This window comes from Amycolatopsis sp. DG1A-15b (genome assembly GCF_030285645.1).
GTDB lineage: Bacteria > Actinomycetota > Actinomycetes > Mycobacteriales > Pseudonocardiaceae > Amycolatopsis.
The window spans coordinates 3,981,956-4,005,705 of sequence record NZ_CP127296.1; the positions used below are offsets into that span (position 1 = coordinate 3,981,956).

Here is a 23,750-nt window from a genome sequence, read left to right on the forward strand (position 1 = left end):
TCATCGTCCTCCGGTTACATGTTCTTATGCCTACCGCTGGGGGAAGTCATGAGATTCAATACCCTGGGCACCTTCGAGGTGACCCACGAAGACCGGCTGCTCACACCGACCGCACCGAAGCAGCGCAGCGTCCTGGCGCTGCTTGTCCTCTGCCACGGCGGCCTGGTGCCGGTGACCTCGCTCATCGAAGAGATCTGGCCGGAGAACCCGCCGGCGAGCGCACTGACCACCTTGCAGACCTACATCTACCAACTGCGCAAGCTGTTCTGCGCCGCCGGCAACAGCCACGACGGCGTGCTGGTGACGAAACCGCTGGGCTACCTGGCCCGGATCGCGCCGGGAAGCGTCGACGCCGACGAGTTCGAGCAGCTGGCCGGCACCGCCAAGAACGCGCTGGAGGCGGGTGACCCGCTGCGCGCCTCGCAGCTGCTCCACCGGGCGACCGCGCTGTGGCGGGGCGACGCGTTGTGCGACGTCCAGCGTGGACCGCTGCTCGACGCGCACGCCGCCAAGCTCAACGAGGCCTGGTTGCAGGCGCTGGGGATGCGGGTCGAAGCCGACCTGCAGATCGGCCGGCACCACCAGCTGGTCGGCGAGCTGCGCGGGCTGATCGCGAAATACCCGCTTCACGAGGACCTGTACGCGAAGCTGATGCTCGCGCTGTACCGGTGCGACCGGCGGTCGCAGGCGTTGCAGGTCTACCACGAGGTCCGGCGCTGCCTCGACGACGAACTGGGGATCGATCCCTCGCCGACCCTGCAGCGGCTGCACCAGAACGTCCTCTCGGACTCCCCCTCGCTGCGCCAGGTGACGCCGGTGGTGCGGGCGGGGACCGCGGCGGCGCCGCGGAACATCGTCCAGGCGCAGCTGCCCGCGGACCTGTCGGACTTCACCGGCCGGACCGCCGAGCTGGCCGAGCTGGACCGGCTCCTCACCCCCGAGGGGTCGGCCGGCCGGACGTTCGCGGTGACCGGGATGACCGGGGTGGGCAAGACGGTGCTCGCGGTGCGGGCCGCGCACGCGGCCCGGTCGCGGTTCCCGGACGGCCAGCTGTTCGCCGAGTTCGGCCCGGGCACCGAGCCGGCCGACGTCCTCGGCGGGTTCCTGACCGATCTCGGCGTCCCCGCGGCGGACGTGCCCGCGGGCGAGGCCGAGCGCGCCAAGCTGTTCCGCACCAGGACCGCCGGTGGCTGCGGGCTGATCCTGCTCGACAACGTCTCGTCGGCCGCGCAGATCCGGCCGCTGCTGCCCGGCGGCCGCTGGGTGGTGCTGGCCACCGGACGGCGGCTCACCGGCTCGCTGCCGGGGGTGGTGCCGATGCTGCTGGAGCCGATGTCCACCGACGACGGTGTCACGCTCATGTCCAAAGTGGTCACTTCGCGGAACATCCTGCACGAGCGCGGCACGGTGGCCGCGGTGGTCCACCGCTGCGGCGGTCTCCCGGTGGCGCTGCGCGCGCTGGGCGAGCGCCTGTCGGTCAACCGGCACTGGCCGGTGACCAAGCTGGCGGCCCGCGTCATCGGCGACGACGGGCTGCGCCCGGAGCTGCAGGCCGCGGGTGTCGACCTGCACGGGCCGTTCCGGGAGGACCTCGCCGCGCTCGAGCCCCGGGACCGGCAGGTGCTGACCCGGCTGTGCGAGTCCGGACTGGACTGCTTCACGGCGAAGAACGCGGTCGCGGTCGTGGAAGGGAGCGAACGCGAGGCGGAGGACGCCCTCGACCGGCTGGTGGCGGCGAACATGCTGCGGGTCCGGGTCCAGGCCGACGGCTTGGAGTTCCACTACTCCCTGCCGCCCCTGTTCAAGGACTTCTGCACCGGGACGGAACGGCCGTCGCACCTGCTCCAGGTGGTCGCCACCATCCCGCGCGAAGCGGAGACCGGGATCGCCGTCCCCGGCTGAACCGGTGACCGGGACCGGCGGAGTGGCTTCGTGGAGGACCACCCCGCCGGCTCCGGCGAACCGCACGCTTTGCCGCCCGGAGCGGCGAACACGGTGATCGGAACGGCCGACACGGGGGCACTCCCGGCGTGTCGGCCGTTCCCGTCGGTGTGCCGGCCACTTCGGTCGGCGACTTGCAGTCCCCACGGGGTACTCCCGGCGTGTCAGCCGTTCCCGTCGGTGTGCCGGCCACTTCGGTCGGCGACTTGCAGTCCCCACGGGGTACTCCCGGCGTGTCAGCCGTTCCCGTCGGTGTGCCGGCCACTCCGGTCGGCGACTTGCGGTCCCCGAGGCTCAGCAGGCACCGGCGAGCAACGTCTCCCCACCGGCCCCGCCTCACCCGACCAGGAACTCCAGCTGCGCCACCACCGCCGCCTGATCCGGCGAACCCCAGGCTCACCACCGGAGCGGCGAACACGGTGATCGGAACGGCCGACACGGGGGTAATCCCGGCGTGTCGGCCGTTCCCGTCGGTGTGCCGGCCACTCCGGTCGGCGACTTGCGGTCCCCGAGGCTCGGCACGCACCGGCGGCCAATCTCTCCCCACCGGCCCCGCCTCACCCGACCAGGAACTCCAGCTGCGCCACCACCGCCGCCGGAGCGGGACGCGAACGGTTCTCCGCCGCGATCTCCGCCGCCCGCCGGGTGTAACCCGCATCCGCGAGTACCTCGAAAGCAGCCGAAGCCACCGCCTCCGGGGTGAGCTCCGCCGCCGGGAGCAGGACGCCGGCGCCCGCGGCCGCCACCCGTCCGGCGTGCGTGACCTGGTCGCCCTTGAACGGGACCACCAGCTGCGGCACCCCGCAGGCCGCAGCCGTGAGCGCCGTGCCCGCGCCGCCCTGGTGCACGACCAGGGCGCAGCCCGGCAGGATCGTGTGCAGCGGCACCGATTCCAGCACCCGGACGCCGGTGGGCAGCTCGCCCAGCAGTGGCCGCTGGCCGCGTGCCACCGCGACGAGCACCTCGGCCCCGCAGCGGAGGAGCCCCGCCAGCGCCACCCGGACCGGGTCCAGGTTGCCCGTGGTGCCCCCGAACGAGGCGCCCCAGGTCAGGCATACGCGGGGACGGCCCGCCGGGGCGGCCGATCGGGGGATCACGGCCGAGCCGTTGTAGGGGATGGTGCGCAACGGCCACGCCGAACCCGGGGTCTCCAGCTGCAGGGCCGCCGGGCACGGATCGATCGTCACCGTGCCCGCCGGGTCCGGCTCGCCGAGGCCCCGCTCGTCCCACAGCGGGGCCAGCAGGGGCCATTCCCCCGCGCGCTGGGCGTAGGTGTGGTCGACCCCGTAGAGCACCCGCGCCGACGGGATGCCCGCCACCGCGGCCGCGACCGGGCCCGCGTACTCGCGCGGGTCGAACAGGACGACGTCCGCCCAGTCACGGGCGACCCCCACGAGCGCGCCGGCCCAGCCCTGGGCGGTCAACCGGAACATCCGCATCGTCCGCTCGGTGCGGTCGCCCGCGCGGGGGTCGAACCCCTGCCAGGCCACCGTCCCGTCGACGTCCTCGCCCAGGGGTAGCACCGGAAGCCCGGTGCGGCGCGCCGCGGCCGCGAACGACGGCGCCGCCGCCACCCGCACCTCGTGCCCGGCGGCCCGCAGCCCCCAGGCGAGCGGCACCATCGGGTAGAGGTGGGAGACGGCGGGATAGCTGGTCACCAGGATTCGCATGGGACACTCCGGGGAAGAAGGACGTGGCCGGTCACGACGCGTCGAGGACCTCGACCGCGCCGGTCGTCCCGTCCACGGTGACCAGCTGGCCGTCGCGCAGGACCTCGGTCGCGTTGCCGGTCGCCACCACGGCCGGGATGCCGTGCTCGCGCGCGAGGATCGACGGGTGCGAGAGCAGCCCGCCGGTGTCGGTGATCAGTGCGCCGATGCCGCCGAACAGCACCGACCACTGCGGGGTGGTCTCCGGGCAGACCAGCACGTCGCCGGGGCGCAGCTTCGCGAACTCGCGCTCGCTGATCACCACCCGCACGACGCCGGTGTACCGGCCCGCCGACGCCGCCGTCCCGCGCAGCAGCCGGTCGCCCGCCGCCGCCCGGTGCCCGGCACCCAGCTCGGACACCGAGTCGATCCACAACATCGGCTCCAGCACCGCGCGATCGGCCGGGGCCAGCTCGGCCAGCACCGCCTCCCGATCGGGCCCGCTCCGGTACTCGCCGTAGGTCTGCGGGCCGAGGTGGGCCTGCGACCACGCCTGCTGTCCGGCGCGCAGAGACACCAGATCGTGCTGCGCCGCGCCGCAGGCGAAGGCGGCGCGTGCTTCGTCCAAGGTGAGCAGGAAGATGTCGTCGACGTCGGCCAGCCGTCCGCCCGAGACCAGCCGGGCCGCCATTTCGCGCAGCGCGTACCGGACCTGCGCCCAGGCGACGTGCGCCTCGAACCCGGTGTCGTCGCGCAGCGGGAACGCGCGTTGCGCGCGGGCCAGCACGCGGTCGAACCGGGCGAGGTCCGCTCCGGACAGCCGGGCGCGAGCCGCCGCGACGGTCTCCTCGCGCTCGGCGATCGCCGCCGCCGCGGCGGCCTCCGGGTCGGTGCCCGCGTCGAGCCGGTCCCGGATCAGGCTCAGCACCAGCCGCGGCTGTTCCGCCAGCGACGGCTCGGCGAGGTCCGCGCCGAGACAGCGCTGGCCGTACTCGACGAGGTAGGCCTCGAACGCTTCGGCGAATTCGCCGGCCGGCTCCCGGAGCACGCCGGGGTCGCCCGCGGCGAGGCGGGCCAGGCGGGTCAGCTCTCTCGCGGGCTCGGCCGCTCTGCCGGGGAGTCCGGTCAGCATCGGGAGGATTCCCGCGGCGTCCCAGCCGAGCAGGTCCCGGCAGACGACGCCGAGCTCGCCCCAGACCATGCTGGACACGCCGCCGACGAGGAAGTGCAGCCGCTGTGCCTCGTAGGCCAGCTCGACCCGCCGGTCCAGTTCCGCGGCCAGCTCCGGCCCCGGCAGCTCACCGAGGACCACCGACCGGACTCCGGTCAAGGCGGCGCGCAGTCCCGGGAGCCACTCGGCGTACCACCGGTCGACGATCTCGCCGTGCTTGTCGGCCCGGCCGGCCTCGACCACCTTCCTCGCCCGCTCACGCACCGCGTCCACCGAGGCCAGCGGCACGATCCGCACGTAGGACCAGCCGCCGAGGTTCCGCACCTCGACCCGCTCGCCGAACGCGTAGGTGAACAGGTTCGAGCTGGTCCGGTTGACCGCCCGGATCAAGGTCGAGGTGTTCATGGGTGACAGCGGCTTGAGCGTGTACCCGCCGCGGAGCCAGAACCCCGGCGGCACCTCGAACTCGATCGCGACCGGCTCCGGCCCCGCGGCGGGCAGCGCCGTGATCGGGCGCGCCTGCAGCAGGACCACGTCGTCGCCGGCCCACGCCCATTCGATGTCCTGCGGCGAGCCGGCGTCGGCCTCGACCCGCCGCGCCAGGTCCGCGACGCGGCCGGCCTGCTCCGCGGTCAGCACCTCGTGCGGCCCGCGGACCAGTGCGGGCGCGTCCGTGACGGCCCATTCGTCCGGCACGACCCGGCCGGAGACCAGCTGGTCGCCGAGCCCCGGCACGGCGTCGACGCGAACCGTGCCCCGCGCGCCGGTGACCGGGTCGGCGCTGAACGCCACCCCGGCGGCGACGGCCGGAACCAGGGGCTGGACCAGCACGGCCAGCCCCGGCCGGTCCGCGCGGCCGCGGTACTGGCGCAGCCGGGCCGCGTCGGCCGACTCCCAGCAGGTGCGCACGGCCGTGACGAGCTCGTCGAACCCGGACACCCCGAGCACCGTTTCGTACTGCCCGGCGTGGGACTGCTCGTCCCCGTCCTCGGCGACGCCCGAGGACCGCACCGCCAGCGGCACGTCGCCGAAGTGGCCGGCCACGGACCGCAGCGCGGCCAGCACACCGGCCGAGAACTCGCCCGCCTCGAACGCGGCGACGGTGAGCACCAGCCCCGGCGGCACCGGGAACCCGGCCTGCCGCAGCTCGGCCAGCCGGGCGGCCTTCCGCCCGGCCTCGGCCACCTCGAGGCCGGGCTCGTCCAGCGAGCGGACGAGCGCGGGCTGGGTGAGCGTCACGCGGGACCTCCCGGGGTGCTGGTGAGGATCGCGGCATGGCCTGCACCGGCCGGGGTGTCGATGAGAACCGCCGCATCGGCATCGCCCGAGCCGGCCGCGACCACGGCCTCGTACGCCAGCGCGGCCGCGGTCAGCACCGGCGTGGCGACGCCCGCTTCGGCCGCCGCCTCCGTGCCCAGCCTCAGGTCCTTGGCCATCAGCGCGGACCGGAACGCGGCCGGCTCGTACCGGCGCGAACGCATCAGCTCCGCCCGGAACGACAGGACCTTCGAGCTGAAGCCGCTGGTTCCGATCGCGGCCAGCAACCGGTCGCGGTCGAGCCCGGCCGCCACGCCGTAGTTGACGGCCTCGGCCAGCGCCGCGACCTGGCCGCCCAGCAGGAGGTTGAACACCAGCTTCGTGGTGGCCGCGTTGCCGGCCGGGCCGAGGTAGGACACCTCCCGGCCGATCGCCGCCAGCACGTCGCCCGCCGACTCGACGGCAGGGCGGGCTCCGGCGGCGAGCACCCGGAGCTGTCCGGCCGCGGCCTGGGCCGGGTTGCCCAGCACGCACGCCTCGATCCGGGTCACTCCGGCGGTCGCGAGCCGGGCGGTCAGCGCCCGTGAGTACTCCGCCGAAACCGTCGACGTGTCGACGACGACCAGTCCGGCCCGGAGCGCGGGCCCGGCCGCGGCCAGCACCGCGTCCACCGCCGGCTCGTCGGCCAGGCTCAGCAGCACGCGGTCGGCGCCGGCCACCGCGGCCTCGACCGACTCGGCGAGCTCGGCGCCGCGGTCGAGCAGCGGCGCCGCCTTCGCGGCGGTGCGGTTGTGCACCAGCACCCGGTACCCGTGGTCGAGCAGGCTCGTGGCCATGCCCGAGCCCATCACGCCGAGGCCGACCACGGCGATCGTCTTGGTGTCCATGCCTCAGCTCGCGGCGAACGCGGCCGGCGGCACGGAGATCTGCGAGATGCACCGCATCACGCTCTTCGCGAAGTGCTGCCGGAAGCCTTCGGGTGTCTCGGTGTTGCGCTCCGAAGCGAGGTACGGCTTCAGCTGCTCCTCGACGAGGTGCACGCCTTCCTGACGGGCCATGTGCCGGCCGATCTGGGAGAAGTCGCCTTCGTAGTGGATGAACCGGACCAGCTGCGCGTCGCGGATGAACACCGCGGTGCCGAGGAGTCGGCCGACCTCGGTGCCGCTCTCGTCGCGCATGATCGGCGAATCGGCCCGCTTGAAGTTCGCGAAGATCCCGGCGATCTCTTCTTCGAAGCCGGGTTTGATGTCGTAGGTGATGGCCGCGTAGGGCATGGCAAAGCCTTCCTGGTTACATTCCACCGTCGACGGCGAGCAGCGCGCCGGTGACGTAGGTCGACAGGTCACTCGCGAGGAACAGCACCGCGCCGGCGACCTCTTCCGGGGTGCCCAGCCGGCCCAGCGCGGTCATCCGCTTGACCCGCTGGGCGACCGGCGGCGGAAGCTCGTCGCCGGTGTCGATCACGCCCGGCGCGATCGTGTTGACCCTGATCCCGCCGAACTCCTTGCACAGCGACCGGGTCAGGCCGACCACGCCCGCTTTCGCCGCGGTGTAGTGCGCCGCGCCCGCCATCCCGCGGAACGCCACCGAGGCACCCACGTTGACCACGCTCGCGCCCTCGGCCAGCAGGGGCACGCACGCCTGGGTGACCAGGAACATCGACGTCAGGTCGGTGTCGATCAACCGGGTCCACTCGGCCGGGTCCAGCTCGGCCAGCGGCGTGTGCCCGTGCACCCCCGCGTTGTTGACCAGCACGTCCAGCCCGCCCAGCTCGGCCCGGCAGGTCTCCGCGAGGCGCGCCACTTCGGCCGCGTCGGTCACGTCCGCGTGCACCACACTGCCGCCGAGCTCGGCCAGCTCCTTCCGCAGCGACTCCGCGGCGTCGTTGTCCGCCCGGTTCACCGCGACCACGGTCGCGCCGGCCGACGCCAGCCCGAGCGTCACGGCCCGGCCGATTCCGCGGGTACCGCCCGTGACGAGCGCCCGCTTGCCCTTCAATCCCAGTTCCAACAGTTGCCTCCTATCCGGTCGCGACCACGGCGATCGCGTTGACCAGCAGTGCGGTGATCGCGAGACCGGTCCGCAGCAGGTTCCAGTTGCGCCACCGCGGGCGCGGGTCGTCCCAAGTGGACGGAACGGTTTCGAGCGTCTTGACCGACCGGTTGATCGGCACGTTGGCCAGGTGGGAAACCGCGGACACGCCGAGCAGCAGCACGACCGCGAGTCCGAAGAGGACCGACCCACCGGCGATCGCCAGCACGGCGTCGGCCACCGCGGTCCCCAGCACGGTCAGCGGCATCACCGGGTCGTAGTTCTTCCCGATCAGCCGGTGGGCGGCCACGTACTGCTCGGGCTCCATCCCCCGGAACGCGGGCACCACGCTGAGCGCCACGCAGAACAGCACGCCGGCCGCGATCCCGCTGCCCGCGAGCACGAGCACCTCGAGCACGGCAACCACAATGGACTCCTAATAGCTGGCCACGACCTGATAGAGACCGAAGGCGCTGCCCCGCGAGGCGTCCTGGTAGGGCCGCAGCGGCGAAGTGGTGCCGCGGTGGTCCGGTCCGGTCTCCCACTTCCGGAAGGCGTCCAGGTCGGCCCACTCGCTCATCACGACGAACGAGCGGGCCTCGCCCAGCGACTCCATCAGCTCGTTGCCGAGCAGGCCCGGCGTGCCGGACAGTTCGGCGCTGATGCGGTGGTAGGCCTCGGTGACGCCGCCGGCGTCACTCTCCGGCGCCGACGCGTAGATCAGCACCCGGACCCGGCTCACGCCCGGGCCCCGGCGCCGGCACCGGTCAGGTTGTGCACCACCCGCATCGTCTGCATGGAGCCCTTGCTGCGGTACGGGTGCAGCTTGCCGCGGTGCACCACGTGCTCCTCGCTGCGCTCGTACTCGCGGAACAGCTCCTCGCTGACCCAGTCGCTGACGATGTAGTAGACGCCCTCCTCCTCGTCGCCGCGGGAGAGCCACTGGCCGAGGTTGGCGCGCTGGCCGGTGATCGTGCCGGCGCTGTCGTACCAGACCTTCTCGAACTCCTCGCCCTTGCCGGGCAGGACCTCCATCCGCAGCATGACGCGGAAGACCTCGTTGTCGGCCATCGTGTTCCCTTTCAGATTCCGCCGTCGACGTGGACGGTCTCGCCGGTGATGTAGGACGACAGGTCGCTGGCCAGGAACAGCACCGCGTTGGCGATCTCCGCCGGGCTGCCGAGCCTGCCGATCGCCGTGAGCTGGTGATAACGCTGCTTGACTTCGTCCGGCAGCGGGCGTTCCGGCGTCTCGATCACGCCGGGAGCCACCACGTTGACCCGGATCCGGCGGCCACCCAGTTCCTTGGCCAGCGATCGCGCGAGCCCGATCAGCGCCGACTTCGACGCCGTGTAGTGCGCCCGCAGCGGGATCCCGACGGTCGCCACCCGGGAACCGATCAGCACGATGGACGCGCCGTCGGACAGCAGCGGCAGCGCCTTCGAGATCAGCAGGTAGGCCGCGGTCAGGTTGGTGTCGAGGACGCGCTTCCACTCCTCGAGCGGCAGTTCGCCGAACGGGATGTGGCTGATCGCCCCGGCGTTGCTGACCAGGACGTCCAGCCCGCCCAGCCGCGTCCGGCACTCCTCCAGGAGCGTGTCGACCTGGTCGGGCCGGGTGACGTCGGCGAGCACGACGTGGTGTTCCCCGCCGATCTCCTTGAGCTCGCGGGACATCCTGGCGGCGGCTTCGGCGTCCGACCGCCCGCAGGTGACGAGGCCGGCGCCCGCCCCGGCGAACGCGTGGGACAGGCCGCGGCCGATCCCCCCGGTTCCGCCGGTGACCAGCACCCGTTTGCCGTCGAGCCTGATGCTCATGTCTCTCCTTCGAAGGGGGTCAGTACAGGACGGCGATGCCGTCGACGAGCAGCGCGGCCGCCATCAGGACCGTGCGGGCGGTGTTCCACGCCTTCCAGCGCGCCCGCGGGTCCCGGCTGGGCCAGTCCGGGGGTTCGTCCGCCGGGTCGAGCTTCAGCACGAACCGGTTGATCGGCACGGCCTTGGCGACCGACACCGCGATCACCGACGCGACGAGCACCGCGGCGACCGCGAACCAGGCGCCCGACGGCGCGGTGATCGCGGCGACCACGTTGGCCAGCAACGCGACCGTGTTGATGATCGGCATCGCCGGGTCGTACCGCGGCTGCAGGTACTGCACCATCTCGACGTAACGCCGGTAGGACAGCACCTGCATCATCGGCGCGAGCCCGACGGTGGTGCAGAACATGTCGCCCGCGGCGATCCCGCCGCAGACCAGCGCCAGCAGCGCGGCGATCTGGTAGCTCATGAGCTCAGGCCGGCACTTCGGCTTCGCGCGCGGCTTGCTCGAGGAGCTCCTTGATCCTCGCCTGCTGCCGGACGCTGTTCCCGTTGATCCGGGCGGCCATCGCGTGGTCGTCGAGCGGAGCGCCGGGCTTCATCTCGAAGTCCTGCACCCAGCGCAGCCGCACCCCGCCGGCGATCTCGGTGTACTCCCAGAACAGCGTCATATACTTGAACGGGCCGGTCTCGACGCGGTGCGACAGCGTGGTGCGGGCCGCCTCGTCGAGGCGCCGTTCGGACACCCACGCCCACACCTTGCCGTTCTCGTCCGGGTGCAGCGCGAGCCGGAAGGTGATCCGGTCGTCCCGGCGGTCGAGCACCGTGGCCTCGCCGTACTCGTCGAACAGCTCGGTCCACGACTCGACGTCGTTGGTCCGCTGCCAGACCAGCTCCATCGGTGCCTCGATGAACACGCTGTTGTCCGTGTGCGCGGCCATGTCAGGCGATCCCGACGGGGTTGTTGATGTAGCCCAGCAGCTGCCGCAACGTCATCGACTCGGCGGTGACCTCCTCCGGGATACCGCGCCCGGAACGCTGCTGCAGCCGCGCCGCGATCTCGAGCACCGCCAGCGAGTCGTAGCCGAGTTCGGCCATCTCGACGTCCAGGATGTCGCCGTCCAGGTCGACGGACTCGTCGGTTCCGCACGTGCGCAGGACCTGTTTGAGATCTTCGAGCGTGAGCACGTTCTCCTCCTTCGTGGTCAGGGATCAGCGGGTGAGCACGAGCGCCGAGTTGAACCCGCCGAAGCCCCGGGCCAGCACCAGCGCGGTCCGCACCCGCGCGGGCCGGGGCTCGGAGACCAGGTCGAGCTCGTGGGCGAGTTCGGTGACGCCGACGGTCGGCGGCAGGACGCCGTCACGCATGGCCAGCAGCACGCAGGCGACGTCCAGGGGCGCGCCGCCCGCGGCCAGCCGCCCGGTCATCGTCTTCGGCACCGTGACCGGCACCCCGCGGGCGCCGAACACCCCGGCCAGTGCCGCGGCTTCCTCGGCGTCGCGCTCTCGCGTCCCCGCACCGTCGGCGAACACGACGTCCACATCGGACGGCCGCAGGCCCGCGTCCGCCAGCGCGCCGGTGATCGCCCGGAGCAGCCCGCCGGGGCGGCCGGAGCCCGGCCGGGGATCGAACGTCGCCGCGTACCCCGCGACCCGTCCGTACACTTCGGACACCCCGCGGGCGCGGGCGGAGCTCTCGTCCTCCAGCACCAGGATCGCGCCGCCCTCGCCCGGCACGTGGCCGGAGGCCCGCACGTCGAACGGCCGGTACTCGCCGCGGGTGAACTGCCCGCCGGCGCTTTGGCACACCAGCGCGTACGGCGACAGCGCCGCCTCGGTGCCGCCGGTGACCACGGCCTTGGTGCCGGTGCGCAGCATCCGCCGGCTCTGCGCGACCGCGTCCAGGCCGCCCGCCTGCTCGGCGACGACGACCCCGTTGGGGCCGCGCATCCCGTGCCGGATGGACAGCTGGCCGGTGGTCGCCGCGTAGAACCACGCGATCGACTGGTACACCGACACGTATTCCGGTCCGGCGCTCCACAGCCGCTCGATCTCCCGCTGGCCGAACTCGTTGCCGCCGGACGAACTGGCGGTGATCACGGCGAGGTCGTAGTCGTCGAAGTCCCGCTCACCCCCGGCGCCGATGCCCGCGTTCCGCAGGGCCTCCTCGGTCGCGGTCATGGCGAGCCGGGTCCAGCGGTCGGTCTGCACGGTGATCCGGTTCGGCAGGGACTCCGCCTCGTCGGGCACCGCGCCGACGTGCGAGACCGGGTAGCCCGTGGCGTCGAACCGGGTCACCGGCGCGAGCCCGCTCCGCCCGGCCAGCACGTTCGCCCAGAAGTCCTCGACGCCGATGCCGTTGGGCGCGACCACCCCGATCCCGGTGATCACCGGGGCGGCCGCCGCCGTCTCCGATGCGGTCACAGTCGTCACACCGGCTCCCGGGTCAGGACGACGGCCGTCTGGAACCCGCCGAAGCCGCTGCCGACGGTGAGCACGGTGTCCAGCCCGGTCTCCCGGGCGACGTTCGGCACGTAGTCGAGATCGCATTCCGGGTCGCGCTCGTGCAGGTTCGCCGTCGGGGGCACGACCTGGTGCTCCAGCGCCAGCGCGCAGGCCGCGACCTCCAGCGAGCCGATCGCGCCGAGCGAGTGCCCGATCATCGACTTGATCGAGCTGACCGGCACGCGGTAGGCGTGCGCGCCGAGGCTGCGTTTGACCGCGGCGGTCTCGTGCCGGTCGTTCTGCTTGGTACCCGAACCGTGGGCGTTGACGTAGCCGACGCGGTCGCCGGGCAGGCCGGCCCGGCGAAGAGCGACGTCGATGGCCTCGGCCAGTTCGCGGCCGTCGGGTTTCAGCCCTGTCATGTGGTAGGCGTTCGCCCTGGTCGCGAAGCCGGAGACCGCGCAGTAGACGTGCGCGCCGCGCCGCCGGGCGCTCTCGGCTTCCTCGACGACGAAGACGGCGGCACCTTCACCGAGGACGAAACCGTTGCGCGTGCGGTCGAACGGACGGGACGCGCGCGCGGCGTCGTCGTTGTCGGGGGACGTGGCCTTGATCGCGTCGAAGCAGGCGACGGTGATCGGCGAGATCGGCGCGTCGGTGGCGCCGGCGAGCATGACGTCGGCCTCGCCGGACTCGATGAGCCCGGCGGCGTGGCCGATCGCGTCGAGCCCGGAGGTGCAGCCGGTGGAGATCGTGGCGACCGGGCCCTGGGCGCCGCAGCGCCAGGCGACTTCGGCCGCGAAACTGCTCGGGACGAGGTACTCGTACAGCTGCGGGGCGGCCTTGGTGGGGTCGACCACCCAGTCGCGGGCCGCCGCGGAGACGGTGAGGTACTCGTTCTCCAGGCCGATGGTGGCGCCGACGGCGCTGCCGATCGTGACGCCGAGCCGGTACGGATCGAGCGCACCCGGGTCCAGGCCGCTGTCGACCACGGCTTCGTCCGCGCAGACGAGCGCGAACTGCGCCGCGCGGTCGAGGCGCCCGGACTCCTCGGCGGTCAGGCCGTTGAGCTCGCCCTCGAAGTCGCACTCGGCCGCGATGCGCGAGCGGAACCGGGACGCGTCGAAGGCCGAGATCGGCCGGGTCGCGGTGCGGCCTTCGGTGAGCAACGCCCAGAAGGCCTTGGTGCCGATACCGCCCGGGGCGACGACACCGATGCCGGTGATGACCGCGGTCCTCGTCACGGTGCCCCCACGGCCGGCTGGGCCTCGGCCGGCGCCGGCAGCTCCTCGGTGTCGACGTGGCCGAGCTCCGGGCGCGGGGCCAGCGGGCACAGGTGGAACACCGCCTCGGCGGGCTCGCCGGTGTGGTTCTCCACCCGGTGGCGGGCGTTCTTCGGCACGACGAGGCCTTCACCCTCGTACAGGACGTAGGCCGCGCCGTCGACGCGGGCGGTCAGCTCGCCGCGGGTGATGTAGAGGAACTCCTCGGAGTAGGGGTGGTAGTGCTCCGAGACGAACTCCCCCGGCTGCAGGGTCAGCACGCCGAGGAAGCCGGTCGTGGCGCCGGCGGTCTTGGGCCCGAGGACGACGCGCAGCTCGCCGCCGCGGCGGCGGTTGGGCTCGGCGTCGGCGTAGGACGCGATCTTCAGCTCCCCCATCAGACGGCCCGCCAGCTGTAGAAGCGGTGCGCCATCGCGTCGGCCGGGCCGCGCCAGGTCTGCGGGTCGTACGGGGTGATGAACGCGTCGAGCTTGGTGTTGATGTCGGTCCACAAGGGACTCTTGCGGGCCGCGGCGAGCCCTTCGGCCAGCGGCCGTTCGGCCTCGATGAGGTGGAAGTACAGGCCTCGGTAGGAGAACAGCGACCGCGCCGTCACACCCACCGTCGCCGGGAGCTCCCCGGCGTCGGACTCGCCGAATATCCCGGCCACCGATTCCGCCGAATCCGGATCCATGCGTGCCACGATGAGAGTGCGTTCCACCCGTGCCGCCCTTCCCTGAAGCGAGGTCCCGATGTTTTCGCGGGCAGGACGATGCTCGTCTGCCGCATTCGAGAACGGTTCGAAATCCGGTCGCACTTTTGCCAGGGCCGCGCTTTCACGCGAACGGGGCGCGGAATTCGCGGCGCGGCTCAGCCCACCCGGGCCGGATCGCCGCTCATCGTGGCGAGCACGCGGCGCAGCCAGTCCAGCTCGGCGTGCCCGACGGCGCACAGGTAGTCCAGCTCCATGACGCGCTTGAACTCCAGGTGCGGGCCCGCGGCCGCCAGCTGGGCGGCGTACTCGGCGAGCCGGCCTTCGAGCCGGATCCGGCGCTGCCGCAGCGCCGACACCTGCAGGTCGGGGTCCAGGTTCCCGAGCAGCGACAACGCCGCGCCGAAGGCCGGGATCTCCTCCGGCGCGGTGACCAGGCGGGACAGCTGCGTCGCCATCTCCTCACCGCCGTCGGGGGTGATGCGGTACACCGTCCGCTCCGGGCGGCGCCCCTCCCGGGTGGTCTCGACCGGTTCGATCAGCCCGTCGGCCTGCAGCCGCTCGATGGCCCGGTAGATGCTGCGCGGCAGCCCGGGGATGATGGTGTCCTTGTGCCGCTGGCGGATCAGCCGCAGCATCTCGTACGGATGCCGGTCGTCCTCGTTGAGAAAGCACAGCACGGTCAATGCGGCGAAATCCCGGGATCGGTTCACGGCACTTCCTTTCCGAAGTATTTCGTTCCGCACTATTTCCCCGGCCAGTTTTTCGGGGCACGAGGAGGCGGACAATGGGAGGAGCGCCGATTCCGGGGCGGGGAATCGGCGCTCCTCGGGCGGGAACTCAGCGGGCCGCGACGGCCACCGCGGGCGCGGCGGGTGTGCCCGTGGCGGGCACGGCGAGACGGGCGGTCAGCGACCGCCGGGCGAGCACGAGCGCGAGCCCGGAGCCGAGGCCGGCGCCCGCCAGCACGAGGTAGTAGACGGGGCGCGGGAGCACCGCGGACAGGTGCACGAGCTGGCTGCCGATGCCGGCGCCGAAGGCCGAGCACATCCAGTACAGCCCCATCGTGCGCCCGGCGAAGGTCGATGGCGCGACGTCCACCGAAGCGCTGAGGCCGACCGGCGCGAGCACGACCTCGCCGAGGGCGAGCAGCAGGTAGACCACGATCAGCCACCAGGGTGAGACCAGGCCGACGGCGGCGAGTCCCGACGCGGCGCTCATCAGCAGCATCGACCCCGCGGCGGCGGCCAGCCCGAGAGCGATCTTCACGGGCAGCGAGATGCGCTGGCCCACGCGGGTCCACAGCACCGCGAGCACCGGCGCGAGCACGAGCATGAACAACGGGGTCGCGGAGGCGAACCAGCCGGCCGGGATCGTGAACCCGCCGAGCCGCCGGTCGGTCGCGTGCTCGGCGAACAGGCTGAGCAGGGAGTTGCCCTGGATGACGAACATCCAGAACAACGCGGTCGCGGCGAGCACCCAGCCGAACGCCGTCACCCGGCTCCGCTGCGGCACGCTCAGCGCGGGGCTGCGGCGCAGGACCAGGAAATAGGCCACCGGCGCGATCAGCGAAAGCAGGCCCATGGCGATCACCACGTGCATCAGGGTGAACGTGCCCGCCAGCACGTCGGCGGCCGCCAGCGCGGCCACGACGCCTGCGGAGATCCCCGCGATCAGCGCGGCCTTGCGGCGCTCGGCCGCCGAGGCCGGGTGCCCCGCTGCCCGCCCCAGGTCGCCGAAGGACCGGCTGCCCAGCACGAACTGCAAGACCCCGAAGGTCATGCCGACCCCGGCGGCGGCGAACCCGAGGTGCCAGTCGACGGTCTCCCCCAGGAACCCGGTCACCAGCGGCGCGACCAGTGCCGACAGCTGGATGCTGACGTAGAACAGCGAGAGCGTCGACTCGCGCTGCGCGCTCTGGCCGGGTCCGTGGAACCGGCCGAGCAGCGCGAGCATGTTCGGCTTGAGCAGCCCGGTGCCCGCGGCGATCAGCCCGAGCCCGAGCCACGTCGCGGCGGCGGCCGGGACGAGCATGGTGAAGTGCCCGAGCGCGATGCCCGAGCCCCCGATCACCACGGCCCGGCGCTCGCCGAGCACCCGGTCGCCGAGCCACCCGCCGGGCATGGCGGCCATGAAGACGAGACCGACGTACGCGCCGAAGAGCGCGGCCGCGGTTCCCATCGGCAGGCCGAGCCCGCCGCGGGCGGGTGGTGCCGCGGCGTAGAGCGCGAGGATCGCGATCATGCCGAAGAAGCTGAAGCGTTCCCACATATCCGTGAGGAACAACGTGACGAACCAGCGTGGGCGACCTAGGACCATGCGGCGAGCATGCGGCGGCCGCTTCGAGCACTGCTGGAGAAGGACTCGCGGCCTCGCGCGCGCGGCCGGCCACGCGCGCGAGGCCGGCCGGAAGAACCGCACCGCACGCGGACCCGAGTCTTTTTCGAGCGCTCGGTGGTGTGGTTCCGGCCGACGCCCCGAAAGGAGACCGATGTGAGCGGTCCGTCCACTTTGAACGACATCAACCGGCTGGGTATCGCGTTCGCCGAAGCGAAGGTCGTGCTGGCCGCCGTCGAGCTCGGCCTCTTCACCCGGCTGGCCGCCGGGCCCGCGACCCGGGACGAGCTGTGCGCCGAGCTCGGGCTGCACCCCCGCGCCGCCCGGGATTTCCTGACCGCGTTGACCTGCACCGGGCTCGTGCTCCACGAGGACGGCAAGTACGCGGCGAGCCCGGCTGCCGACACCTACCTCGACAAGACCAAGCCGACCTACGGCGGCGCGTTCCTCGAACGCGCGAACCGGATGATGTACCCGGCGTGGGAGAACCTCTCGGGGCTGCTGCGCACCGGCGAACCGCAGCTGGCCGGCCGTGAAGACCAGACGGCCGCCTTCGAAAAGATGATGGGCAACCCCGGCCACTTGCGGAACTTCCTGCGGATGATGGACGCCGTTTCCGGGCCGCTGGCGCCGGAACTGGCGGCGAAGTTCGACTGGAGCGCCCACCGCACGGTGCTCGACGTCGGCGGCGCGCGCGGCAACCTGCTCGCGCAGGTGCTCAAGGCCCACCCGCACCTGACCGGGACGGTGTTCGACCTGCCCCCGATCGAGCCCATGTTCGACGAGCACATCGCCGGCTTCGGGCTGACCGACCGGGCGCGGTTCGCCGGCGGCGACGCGTTCACCACCGAACTGCCCGCGGCCGACGTCGTCGTCACCGGGCACGTCCTGCACGACTGGGGCGCGGGCGAGCGGACCGAACTGGTGCGGCGGATGGCGCGGGCGGTGAACCCGGGCGGTGCGCTGCTGATCTACGACATGCTGCTGGAACCGGCACCGTCCGACCCGTGGAACACGCTGATCAGCCTCAACATGCAGCTGCTCTCGCCCGGCGGGTCCGAGTACACCCTCGCCGAGTGCGAGGAGTACCTGGCCGCGGCCGGGCTGTCCGATGTGGACACCGTGCGCCTCGGCGACCACGACACCCTCGTCATCGCCCGGAAGCCCGCATGAGCTCGGCACGGGTGCCCGTCCTCGTCGTCGGCGGCGGCCCGGTCGGCCTGTCCACCGCGCTGTTCCTGACCCGGCACGGCATCGCGCCGACACTGGTGGAGCGCCGCGACTCCACGTCGTGGCTGCCGCGCGCACCGGGCATCCAGGCCCGGACGCTGGAGATCTTCGCCGCGGCGGGGCTCGAGCAGGAGATCCGCGCGCTCGAGATGGGGGACTCCCACCCGTACTTCGAGGGCGGCATCCTCCGCACCCCGACCCTGGCCGAGATCGACACCGCCGAGGTCGTCGAGGCGCCCTCGCTGGACGGGGCGGAGATCAGCCCGCAGCGGGTGATGGGCTGCGGCCAAGACCGCTACGAGCGCGTGCTGGCCGAGCAGGCCCGCGCGGGCGGCGCGACGCTGGAGTTCGGCACCAAGCTCGTCTCCCTCACCACCCACGAGGACGGGGTGACCGCCGAACTGGAGTCCGTCGCCGACGGCACGCGGCGGACGATCGAGGCCGATTACCTCGTCGCCGCCGACGGCGCGAGCAGCTTCGTCCGGCGCACGCTCGGGATCCCCCAGGAGGGGCGGGGCACGGTCTTCCACGCCCTGAGCATCTACTTCCGGGCCCCGCGCCTGGAAAGCGTGATGCACGACCGCAAGTTCATCCTGTGCTACGCCACCAAGGGCCCGACGGTGATGACGTTGTCCCGGCTGCACGGGTGCGACCCGTGGGCGGGCGCCGCGCTCTACGACCCGGCCGAGGAGTCCCCGGCCGACTTCACCGAGGAACGCTGCATCCAGGTGGTGCGGGACGCCGCCGGGGTGCCGGACCTCGAGGTCGAGATCGTCGGCACCGTGCCGTGGGAGGGCGCCCAGCGGGTGGCCACCACGTTCCGGTCGGGGCGGGTGCTGCTCGCCGGGGACGCCGCGCACGTGCACCCGCCGGCGGGCGGGTTCGGCGCCAACACGGGCATCCACGACGCGCACAACCTGGCGTGGAAGCTGGCGGCCGTCCTGCGCGGCTGGGGCGGGGAACGGCTGCTCGACAGCTACGACGCCGAGCGCCGTCCACTCGGGACGGCCATGGCGGACCAGGCGTTGCTGCGCAACCGGATCCGGCACGGCCACGCCTCGGAAGCCGACCGGGCCCGGATGGTCGACGACATCATCGTCACCCTCGGGTACCGGTACGCCTCGTCCGCGATCGCCGATCCGGACGACGGCCCGGTGCTCACACCGCACCTGGAGCTGACCGGCCAGCCCGGCACCCGGGCCCCGCACGTGTGGCTCCGCCGTGACGGAAAGCGCGTCTCGACGGTCGAGCTGTTCTTCGGCTCGTACGTGCTGCTGGCCGGTCCCGAGGGTGACCAGTGGCACGACGCGGCCTCGGTGGTGGCGACGGAGACGGCGGTGCCGTTGCGCTCGTTCCGGATCGGCCGTGAGCTGGTGGAGGACGAGGGTGCCGACTGGGCGAAGGCCTACGGGGTCACCCCGGACGGTGCGGTGCTGGTGCGGCCGGACGGTTTTGTGGCGTGGCGCACGACGGCTTCCGGGCAGGACCCGAAGGCCACCCTGCACGCGCTGCTGGCTTCCCTGGTCTGACCGTTCCCCTGATACCACTGAAGCGCCTTCGCCGGTTGATTCCGGCGAAGGCGCTTCAGTGTGTTCAGGCGGTCACCGGCTCCCGGCAGTCCAGCGCCGCGAGCACGGCGGCCAGCTCCCCGGGTGTGAAGCCGGTTTCCTTGCGCCAGGCGACGAACCCGTCCGGACGCACCAGCAGCGCGCCGGTGGCGGTGATGCCGTGCCGGGCGAGCTGGGTGCCTTCGAGCACGGAGGACTGGAGCCCGGTGTCCACCTCGGTGCCGGTGAGCAGGACGTACTCGCGGCCGTAGCGGTCGAGGGTGGATCCGCTGCCGAGCGGCAGGTGCGGCGCCCGCGTGCCCGGCTGCCCGGTCAGCTCCGCGGGCTCCAGCGCCACCGGTCCGTCGCCGTCGGCGAACGGGCCCGGGTAGCGATACCCGAACACCGCGGCGTCGTACGGCACCAGTGAGTGCCCGGCGGGCGCGGCCACCTTGGCCCCGCCCCGCGCGTTCATCAGCAGCAGCGCCTGCCCCAGGGTGAACTCCGCGACCGGACGGCGCTCGGCGTCGTAGGTGTCCAGCAGCGCCTCCCCCGCCCGGCCGCTCAGCACGTGCGCGAGCTTCCAGGCCAGGTTGTGCGCGTCCTGGATGCCGGTGCCGGCGCCGAACGCGCCGGTCGGCGGCATGACGTGCGCGGCGTCGCCGACGAGGAACACCCGCCCGGCGCGGTAGGTGTCCGCGACGAGCGCGCCGACTTCGTAGCCGAGCACCCGCACGCCGTTCTCCAGCTGCGGGACGAGGGAGACGGGCAGGTCCGGCACGCCGGTCGCGGCCCGGATCGCGGCCACGCAGCGCTCGTCCCCGAAGTCCTCGATGCGCTCGCCGCGCTCGGGGAAGTACGGGGTGTTGAACACCCAGCGCCGGTCGCCGCCGTGCGGGAACAGCACCGTGCCTTCGGCGGGCGTGGTGAGGTGGCACGACGCGACGAACCGGCCGTTCGCCGGGTCGTGGCGACCGCGCATCGGCCCGGACAGGTCGGCGTCGAAGACCATGCTCGCGACGTGGCTGAGCCTGCCGGGACCGTGCCGGCCGATGCCGAGCAGCGACCGCACCGTGCTGCCGTTGCCGTCGGCGCCGATCACGTAGGCGGCCCGGATCTCGCACTCGCCACCCACCGTGGACACGGTGGCGGTGACCCCGGCTCCGTCCTGCTCGAGCCCGACGAGCCGGTGCCCGAACCGCACGTCCGCGCCGAGTTCCCCGGCCCGCTCCCGCAGCACGCGCTCGAGCCGGTCCTGGTCGATCATCCCCCAGCCGGACGGGCTGACCTCGGCACCGCCGCCCGCGTCGGCGGGCGGTCGCTGTTCGGTGCGGCTGAGCTCCTCGCCGGCCAGGGTCACCGCGCGCAGGAGGTACACCGAGGGCAGTTCGCTCACGTAGCCGCCGCTGTCGGTGACCGCGGACGCGAGACCGACCTGGCGGAGCAGCTCCGCCGTCCGGGGGTTGATGCTGCGGGCCCGCGGGTGGATCAGCGTCCCGGAATGCCGCTCCACCACGGCGGTGCGCACGCCGAGCCAGGAGAGGAAGGTGGCGGCGGCGAGCCCGGTCAGCCCGCCGCCGGCCACCAGGACGTCCACAGTGGTCGTCGGCTTCACCGCGGGGCCTCCAGCAACGCGTGCCGCAGCTGCCGGGTCAGCTGGTCGGTGACCCCGAGCGCGGCGAGGTAGTTCGGGAACGACCCGTAGTCGAGGTTGACCTGGTCGTAGGCCGCGTCGAGGTAGGCGCCCGTGGTGCCGGAGGACAGCAGGTAGTCCTGGCGGATCACGTCGTCGGGCACCCCGAGCACCTTCAGCAGGAGCACCGTCATCCAGCCGGTGCGGTGGTTGCCGCCGGTGCAGTGGTAGAGCACCGGCCGCTGGCGGGCGTCGGCGATGTGGGTCAGCGCGTCGACGAACTGGTGGCCCAGGTTCGGGTTCGACACCAGCAGCCGGTAGTTGTCCATGATCAGGTCCCCGGTGGACGGCGGGGTCTTCGGGTCCGGCGGCACCGCCTGGTCCGGGTCGCCGACCGGTTCCGCGACGTGCGTGACGCCGGCCGGGATCGGGTCCGGGCCCTCCGCGGTCGCCTCCGCGGTCGAGCGGAAGTCCACGTCCTCCTTGATCCCCAGGCCGGCGAGCTCTTCGCGGCCGGTCGCGGTGGCGGGCGTCAGCCGCGCGGTGCGGAAGATCGTGCCCCACCGGATGCGCAGGCCGTCCGCGGCCGGGTAGCCGCCGAGGTCGCGGGCGTTCTTGACGCCGTCGAGGTCGACCAGCTTCGCGGCCACCCCCTCGCCCAGCCTCGCCCCGCCGGGCACGATGGTGAAGTACCAGCGGGACGTCGGCGCCAGGCCGGTCACGGTCACCACCCCCGTGGCGTCCTTCGCGACCAGCACGCCGTCCTGCGCCTTTTCGATCGGGTGGGTGGCGGCGTACACCGACGCCGAGCGGACGTCGTTCGCGGGTGACCAGCTCAGCTGGTAGCTGCCGTCGGCGGCCCGCACCGCCGTGGCACCGGCGATCGGCAGCGTCCGCGGATCACAGGCGAACGCGGAAGCACCGCCGGCCAGGACGGCGGTGGCGGTGAAGACGGCCGTCACCACCCCACCTCGCCGCAGGGACAAGCGCAACATAACGGTCTTCTTCCTCTGGTCGGATCACTCACACGAGCGGGACACGCGCGCGGCCCCAGGCTCGTCACCACCGGTCGAAGCGCGTTGGGACCCGGCTCGACGGCGCGGCCGGAAGTCCCAGCCGGGTCCCAACGAGGTTCGAGTCCGCGCGCCGACCATGCGAGGCGAAGCTGCCACCGGAAGACTGGAGACCGGCATGCGGATCGGGGTCGGCCTGCCCGCGATGGTTCCCGGCACCCGCGGCGCGGACCTGCTCGGCTGGGCCGTGACGGCCGAGGCGAGGGGCTTCTCGACGCTCGGGGTGCTCGACCGGATCGTCTACCCGAACCACGAGCCGCTCACCACGCTGGCGGTCGCGGCCGGAGCGACGCGCCGGATCCGGCTGTCCACCACGGTGCTGCTCGGCGCGACCCGCAACCCGGCCGTGCTGGCCAAGCAGGCGGCGACCCTGCACGAGCTGTCCGGCGGGCGGCTGGAGCTCGGGCTCGCCGCGGGCGGGCGGCGCGACGACTTCGACGTCACCGGCACGTCGTTCACCCGGCGCGGCCGGAACCTGGACGAGCTGATCACCACCTTGCGCCGGACCTGGCGCGACGGCGAGATCGGCCCCACCCCCGCGACGCCCCCGCCGGTGCTGCTCGGCGGGCACTCCGAAGCGGCGATGCGGCGGGCCGCCGCGAGCGCGGACGGGTGGATCTCCGGGAGCGGCTCGGCCGAGCCGTACGCCGACCGGCTCACCCGGCTGCGCAAGGCCTGGGCCGAGGCCGGCCGCACCGACGAACCCCGGCTGGTCGCGCTGGCCTATTTCGCGCTCGGACCGGACGGGAGCACGCTGGCCCGCGCCTACCTCGGCGGCTGCTACCGCGGAATGGGCCGCTACGCCGAGCGGGTCATCGGCGAAACGCTGCTCACGCGGGAGGCGCTCGCCCGGGCCGCGGCCGAGTACGCCGACGCCGGCTGCCAGGAGCTCGTGCTGTTCCCGTGTTCGGCCGAACTCCGCCAGCTCGACCTGCTCACCGAGGCCCTGTCCGGTGCGGGCCTGCTCGATGAGGGGCTGTCGTGAGGGCGCTGGTCACCGGGGCGGGGCGCGGCATCGGGCTCGCCGTCTGCCGTCACCTCGCCGCCGTCGGCTTCGAGGTCGTCGCGTCGGCACGGCGCCTCGCCGACGCCGAGGCCGCGGGAACCGGCCGGGCGGTGCGGCTCGACGTCACCGACGCCGGCTCGGTGGCCGCCGCGCTCGAGCAGGCCGGTCCGGTCGACATCCTGGTGAACAACGCCGGGGTGCTCCTCGACGCCGGTGCGCCGCCCGAGTCCGTCCCGCCCGAGCTCGTCGCCGAAACCCTGGCGGTCAACGCACTCGGCGCGCTGCGCGTGTCCCAGGCCGTGCTGCCGGGCATGTTCGACCGCGGCTGGGGCCGGATCGTCATGGTGTCGAGCGGCACCGGGGCGTTCAGCCACGGCCTGTTCACCGGCGCACCGGCCTACGCCCTGTCCAAGACCGCGCTGAACGCCGTGACCGTGCTGCTCGCGAACTCCGCGCGCGGCCGCGGGGTCCTGGTCAACGCGGTCAACCCCGGCCGGGTGCGCACCCGCATGATGCCCGAGGCCGACGGGGACCCCGCGACCGCGGCCGCTGACATCGCCTGGGCCGCCACGCTGCCCGACGACGGGCCGACCGGCACCTTCTTCCGTTCCCGCGAACCGATCGATTGGTGAGGATCCC

General features: G+C 73.1%; 25 protein-coding genes. 5 read left to right on the forward strand and 20 right to left on the reverse strand.

The window, feature by feature from the left end; all coding sequences use genetic code 11:
* Nucleotides 1-48 precede the first annotated feature (48 nt).
* A complete protein-coding gene (locus QRY02_RS18105) occupies nt 49-1,902 on the forward strand; it encodes an AfsR/SARP family transcriptional regulator (protein ID WP_285992709.1) in 1,854 nt (617 codons plus the stop codon).
* A 596-nt stretch (nt 1,903-2,498) separates the two neighbouring features.
* On the opposite strand, the gene QRY02_RS18110 is transcribed toward QRY02_RS18105, so the two are convergent.
* From QRY02_RS18110 to QRY02_RS18195, 18 genes are all read right to left on the reverse strand, one after another.
* The gene (locus tag QRY02_RS18110; protein WP_285992710.1) at nt 2,499-3,611 is read right to left on the reverse strand and encodes a nucleotide disphospho-sugar-binding domain-containing protein; all 1,113 of its coding nucleotides are present in this window, start codon (nt 3,609-3,611) and stop codon (nt 2,499-2,501) included.
* Nucleotides 3,612-3,642: 31 nt separating this feature from the next.
* A complete protein-coding gene (locus QRY02_RS18115; RefSeq protein ID WP_285992711.1) occupies nt 3,643-6,000 on the reverse strand; it encodes a PEP/pyruvate-binding domain-containing protein in 2,358 nt (785 codons plus the stop codon).
* Nucleotides 5,997-6,905, reverse strand: coding sequence for an NAD(P)-dependent oxidoreductase (locus QRY02_RS18120; RefSeq protein WP_285992712.1), 909 nt, complete (start codon nt 6,903-6,905; stop codon nt 5,997-5,999). The genes QRY02_RS18115 and QRY02_RS18120 overlap by 4 nt, the downstream gene beginning before the upstream one ends.
* A gap of 3 nt (nt 6,906-6,908) precedes the next feature.
* Nucleotides 6,909-7,292 carry a SchA/CurD-like domain-containing protein gene (locus tag QRY02_RS18125; RefSeq protein WP_285992713.1) on the reverse strand — a complete coding sequence of 128 codons (384 nt, stop codon included), beginning with the start codon at nt 7,290-7,292 and terminating at the stop codon, nt 6,909-6,911.
* 16 nt (nt 7,293-7,308) lie between these two features.
* Nucleotides 7,309-8,028, reverse strand: a complete 720-nt coding sequence (locus tag QRY02_RS18130; RefSeq protein WP_285992714.1) for an SDR family NAD(P)-dependent oxidoreductase — start codon at nt 8,026-8,028, stop codon at nt 7,309-7,311.
* A 10-nt stretch (nt 8,029-8,038) separates the two neighbouring features.
* Complete coding sequence (locus QRY02_RS18135) at nt 8,039-8,476, reverse strand: anthrone oxygenase family protein (RefSeq protein WP_285992715.1); 438 nt, start codon at nt 8,474-8,476, stop codon at nt 8,039-8,041.
* Nucleotides 8,477-8,485: 9 nt separating this feature from the next.
* A complete protein-coding gene (locus QRY02_RS18140; protein WP_285992716.1) occupies nt 8,486-8,791 on the reverse strand; it encodes an antibiotic biosynthesis monooxygenase family protein in 306 nt (101 codons plus the stop codon).
* Nucleotides 8,788-9,120 carry an antibiotic biosynthesis monooxygenase family protein gene (locus QRY02_RS18145; protein ID WP_285992717.1) on the reverse strand — a complete coding sequence of 111 codons (333 nt, stop codon included), beginning with the start codon at nt 9,118-9,120 and terminating at the stop codon, nt 8,788-8,790. Before QRY02_RS18145 ends, QRY02_RS18140 begins: the two co-directional genes overlap by 4 nt.
* An 11-nt stretch (nt 9,121-9,131) precedes the next feature.
* A complete protein-coding gene (locus QRY02_RS18150; RefSeq protein WP_285992718.1) occupies nt 9,132-9,866 on the reverse strand; it encodes an SDR family NAD(P)-dependent oxidoreductase in 735 nt (244 codons plus the stop codon).
* Nucleotides 9,867-9,885: 19 nt separating this feature from the next.
* Entirely contained in the window at nt 9,886-10,335 is a 450-nt protein-coding gene (locus QRY02_RS18155) for an anthrone oxygenase family protein (RefSeq protein ID WP_285992719.1), read from the reverse strand.
* 4 nt (nt 10,336-10,339) lie between these two features.
* Nucleotides 10,340-10,807, reverse strand: coding sequence for an SRPBCC family protein (locus QRY02_RS18160; RefSeq protein ID WP_285992720.1), 468 nt, complete (start codon nt 10,805-10,807; stop codon nt 10,340-10,342).
* 1 nt (nt 10,808) lies between these two features.
* Nucleotides 10,809-11,054 (reverse strand): acyl carrier protein, encoded by a 246-nt coding sequence (locus QRY02_RS18165; protein WP_013227253.1) that lies wholly within the window; start codon nt 11,052-11,054, stop codon nt 10,809-10,811.
* Between the two features lie 24 nt (nt 11,055-11,078).
* Nucleotides 11,079-12,299 carry a ketosynthase chain-length factor gene (locus QRY02_RS18170; protein WP_285992721.1) on the reverse strand — a complete coding sequence of 407 codons (1,221 nt, stop codon included), beginning with the start codon at nt 12,297-12,299 and terminating at the stop codon, nt 11,079-11,081.
* A complete protein-coding gene (locus QRY02_RS18175) occupies nt 12,296-13,555 on the reverse strand; it encodes a beta-ketoacyl-[acyl-carrier-protein] synthase family protein (RefSeq protein ID WP_285992722.1) in 1,260 nt (419 codons plus the stop codon). Before QRY02_RS18175 ends, QRY02_RS18170 begins: the two co-directional genes overlap by 4 nt.
* On the reverse strand, nt 13,552-13,971 hold the full coding sequence (locus QRY02_RS18180) for a cupin domain-containing protein (RefSeq protein WP_285992723.1): 420 nt from the start codon (nt 13,969-13,971) through the stop codon (nt 13,552-13,554). Before QRY02_RS18180 ends, QRY02_RS18175 begins: the two co-directional genes overlap by 4 nt.
* A complete protein-coding gene (locus tag QRY02_RS18185; RefSeq protein ID WP_387047485.1) occupies nt 13,971-14,267 on the reverse strand; it encodes a TcmI family type II polyketide cyclase in 297 nt (98 codons plus the stop codon). The genes QRY02_RS18180 and QRY02_RS18185 overlap by 1 nt, the downstream gene beginning before the upstream one ends.
* Before the next feature lie 176 nt (nt 14,268-14,443).
* Nucleotides 14,444-14,998, reverse strand: coding sequence for a PadR family transcriptional regulator (locus tag QRY02_RS18190; RefSeq protein WP_285992725.1), 555 nt, complete (start codon nt 14,996-14,998; stop codon nt 14,444-14,446).
* 127 nt (nt 14,999-15,125) lie between these two features.
* A complete protein-coding gene (locus tag QRY02_RS18195) occupies nt 15,126-16,604 on the reverse strand; it encodes a peptide MFS transporter (RefSeq protein WP_285992726.1) in 1,479 nt (492 codons plus the stop codon).
* 174 nt (nt 16,605-16,778) lie between these two features.
* Between QRY02_RS18195 and QRY02_RS18200 the strand changes: the two genes are divergently transcribed.
* Together QRY02_RS18200 and QRY02_RS18205 are read left to right on the forward strand one after the other, a co-directional pair.
* Nucleotides 16,779-17,795 carry a methyltransferase gene (locus QRY02_RS18200; RefSeq protein ID WP_285992727.1) on the forward strand — a complete coding sequence of 339 codons (1,017 nt, stop codon included), beginning with the start codon at nt 16,779-16,781 and terminating at the stop codon, nt 17,793-17,795.
* Complete coding sequence (locus QRY02_RS18205; protein ID WP_285992728.1) at nt 17,792-19,381, forward strand: FAD-dependent monooxygenase; 1,590 nt, start codon at nt 17,792-17,794, stop codon at nt 19,379-19,381. The genes QRY02_RS18200 and QRY02_RS18205 overlap by 4 nt, the downstream gene beginning before the upstream one ends.
* 64 nt (nt 19,382-19,445) lie before the next feature.
* Here QRY02_RS18205 and QRY02_RS18210 read toward each other — a convergent pair whose 3' ends face one another.
* Together QRY02_RS18210 and QRY02_RS18215 are read right to left on the reverse strand one after the other, a co-directional pair.
* The gene (locus QRY02_RS18210) at nt 19,446-21,014 is read right to left on the reverse strand and encodes an FAD-dependent monooxygenase (protein ID WP_285992729.1); all 1,569 of its coding nucleotides are present in this window, start codon (nt 21,012-21,014) and stop codon (nt 19,446-19,448) included.
* Nucleotides 21,011-22,027 (reverse strand): tyrosine-protein phosphatase, encoded by a 1,017-nt coding sequence (locus QRY02_RS18215; protein WP_285992730.1) that lies wholly within the window; start codon nt 22,025-22,027, stop codon nt 21,011-21,013. Before QRY02_RS18215 ends, QRY02_RS18210 begins: the two co-directional genes overlap by 4 nt.
* A gap of 196 nt (nt 22,028-22,223) precedes the next feature.
* Between QRY02_RS18215 and QRY02_RS18220 the strand changes: the two genes are divergently transcribed.
* Nucleotides 22,224-23,090, forward strand: coding sequence for an LLM class flavin-dependent oxidoreductase (locus QRY02_RS18220; protein WP_285992731.1), 867 nt, complete (start codon nt 22,224-22,226; stop codon nt 23,088-23,090).
* Nucleotides 23,087-23,743: an SDR family NAD(P)-dependent oxidoreductase gene (locus QRY02_RS18225; protein WP_285992732.1), complete on the forward strand. Its 657-nt coding sequence runs from the start codon at nt 23,087-23,089 to the stop codon at nt 23,741-23,743. Before QRY02_RS18220 ends, QRY02_RS18225 begins: the two co-directional genes overlap by 4 nt.
* The last annotated feature ends 7 nt before the right edge of the window (nt 23,744-23,750 follow it).

Coding starts and splice junctions, on each gene's coding strand:
- QRY02_RS18105 (WP_285992709.1), top strand. CDS start 49: ATGAGATTCAATACCCTGGGCACCTTCGAGGTGACCCACGAAGACCGG.
- QRY02_RS18110 (WP_285992710.1), bottom strand. CDS start 3,611: ATGCGAATCCTGGTGACCAGCTATCCCGCCGTCTCCCACCTCTACCCG.
- QRY02_RS18120 (WP_285992712.1), bottom strand. CDS start 6,905: ATGGACACCAAGACGATCGCCGTGGTCGGCCTCGGCGTGATGGGCTCG.
- QRY02_RS18125 (WP_285992713.1), bottom strand. CDS start 7,292: ATGCCCTACGCGGCCATCACCTACGACATCAAACCCGGCTTCGAAGAA.
- QRY02_RS18145 (WP_285992717.1), bottom strand. CDS start 9,120: ATGGCCGACAACGAGGTCTTCCGCGTCATGCTGCGGATGGAGGTCCTG.
- QRY02_RS18150 (WP_285992718.1), bottom strand. CDS start 9,866: ATGAGCATCAGGCTCGACGGCAAACGGGTGCTGGTCACCGGCGGAACC.
- QRY02_RS18155 (WP_285992719.1), bottom strand. CDS start 10,335: ATGAGCTACCAGATCGCCGCGCTGCTGGCGCTGGTCTGCGGCGGGATC.
- QRY02_RS18160 (WP_285992720.1), bottom strand. CDS start 10,807: ATGGCCGCGCACACGGACAACAGCGTGTTCATCGAGGCACCGATGGAG.
- QRY02_RS18180 (WP_285992723.1), bottom strand. CDS start 13,971: ATGGGGGAGCTGAAGATCGCGTCCTACGCCGACGCCGAGCCCAACCGC.
- QRY02_RS18185 (WP_387047485.1), bottom strand. CDS start 14,267: ATGGATCCGGATTCGGCGGAATCGGTGGCCGGGATATTCGGCGAGTCC.
- QRY02_RS18195 (WP_285992726.1), bottom strand. CDS start 16,604: ATGGTCCTAGGTCGCCCACGCTGGTTCGTCACGTTGTTCCTCACGGAT.
- QRY02_RS18205 (WP_285992728.1), top strand. CDS start 17,792: ATGAGCTCGGCACGGGTGCCCGTCCTCGTCGTCGGCGGCGGCCCGGTC.
- QRY02_RS18215 (WP_285992730.1), bottom strand. CDS start 22,027: ATGTTGCGCTTGTCCCTGCGGCGAGGTGGGGTGGTGACGGCCGTCTTC.
- QRY02_RS18220 (WP_285992731.1), top strand. CDS start 22,224: ATGCGGATCGGGGTCGGCCTGCCCGCGATGGTTCCCGGCACCCGCGGC.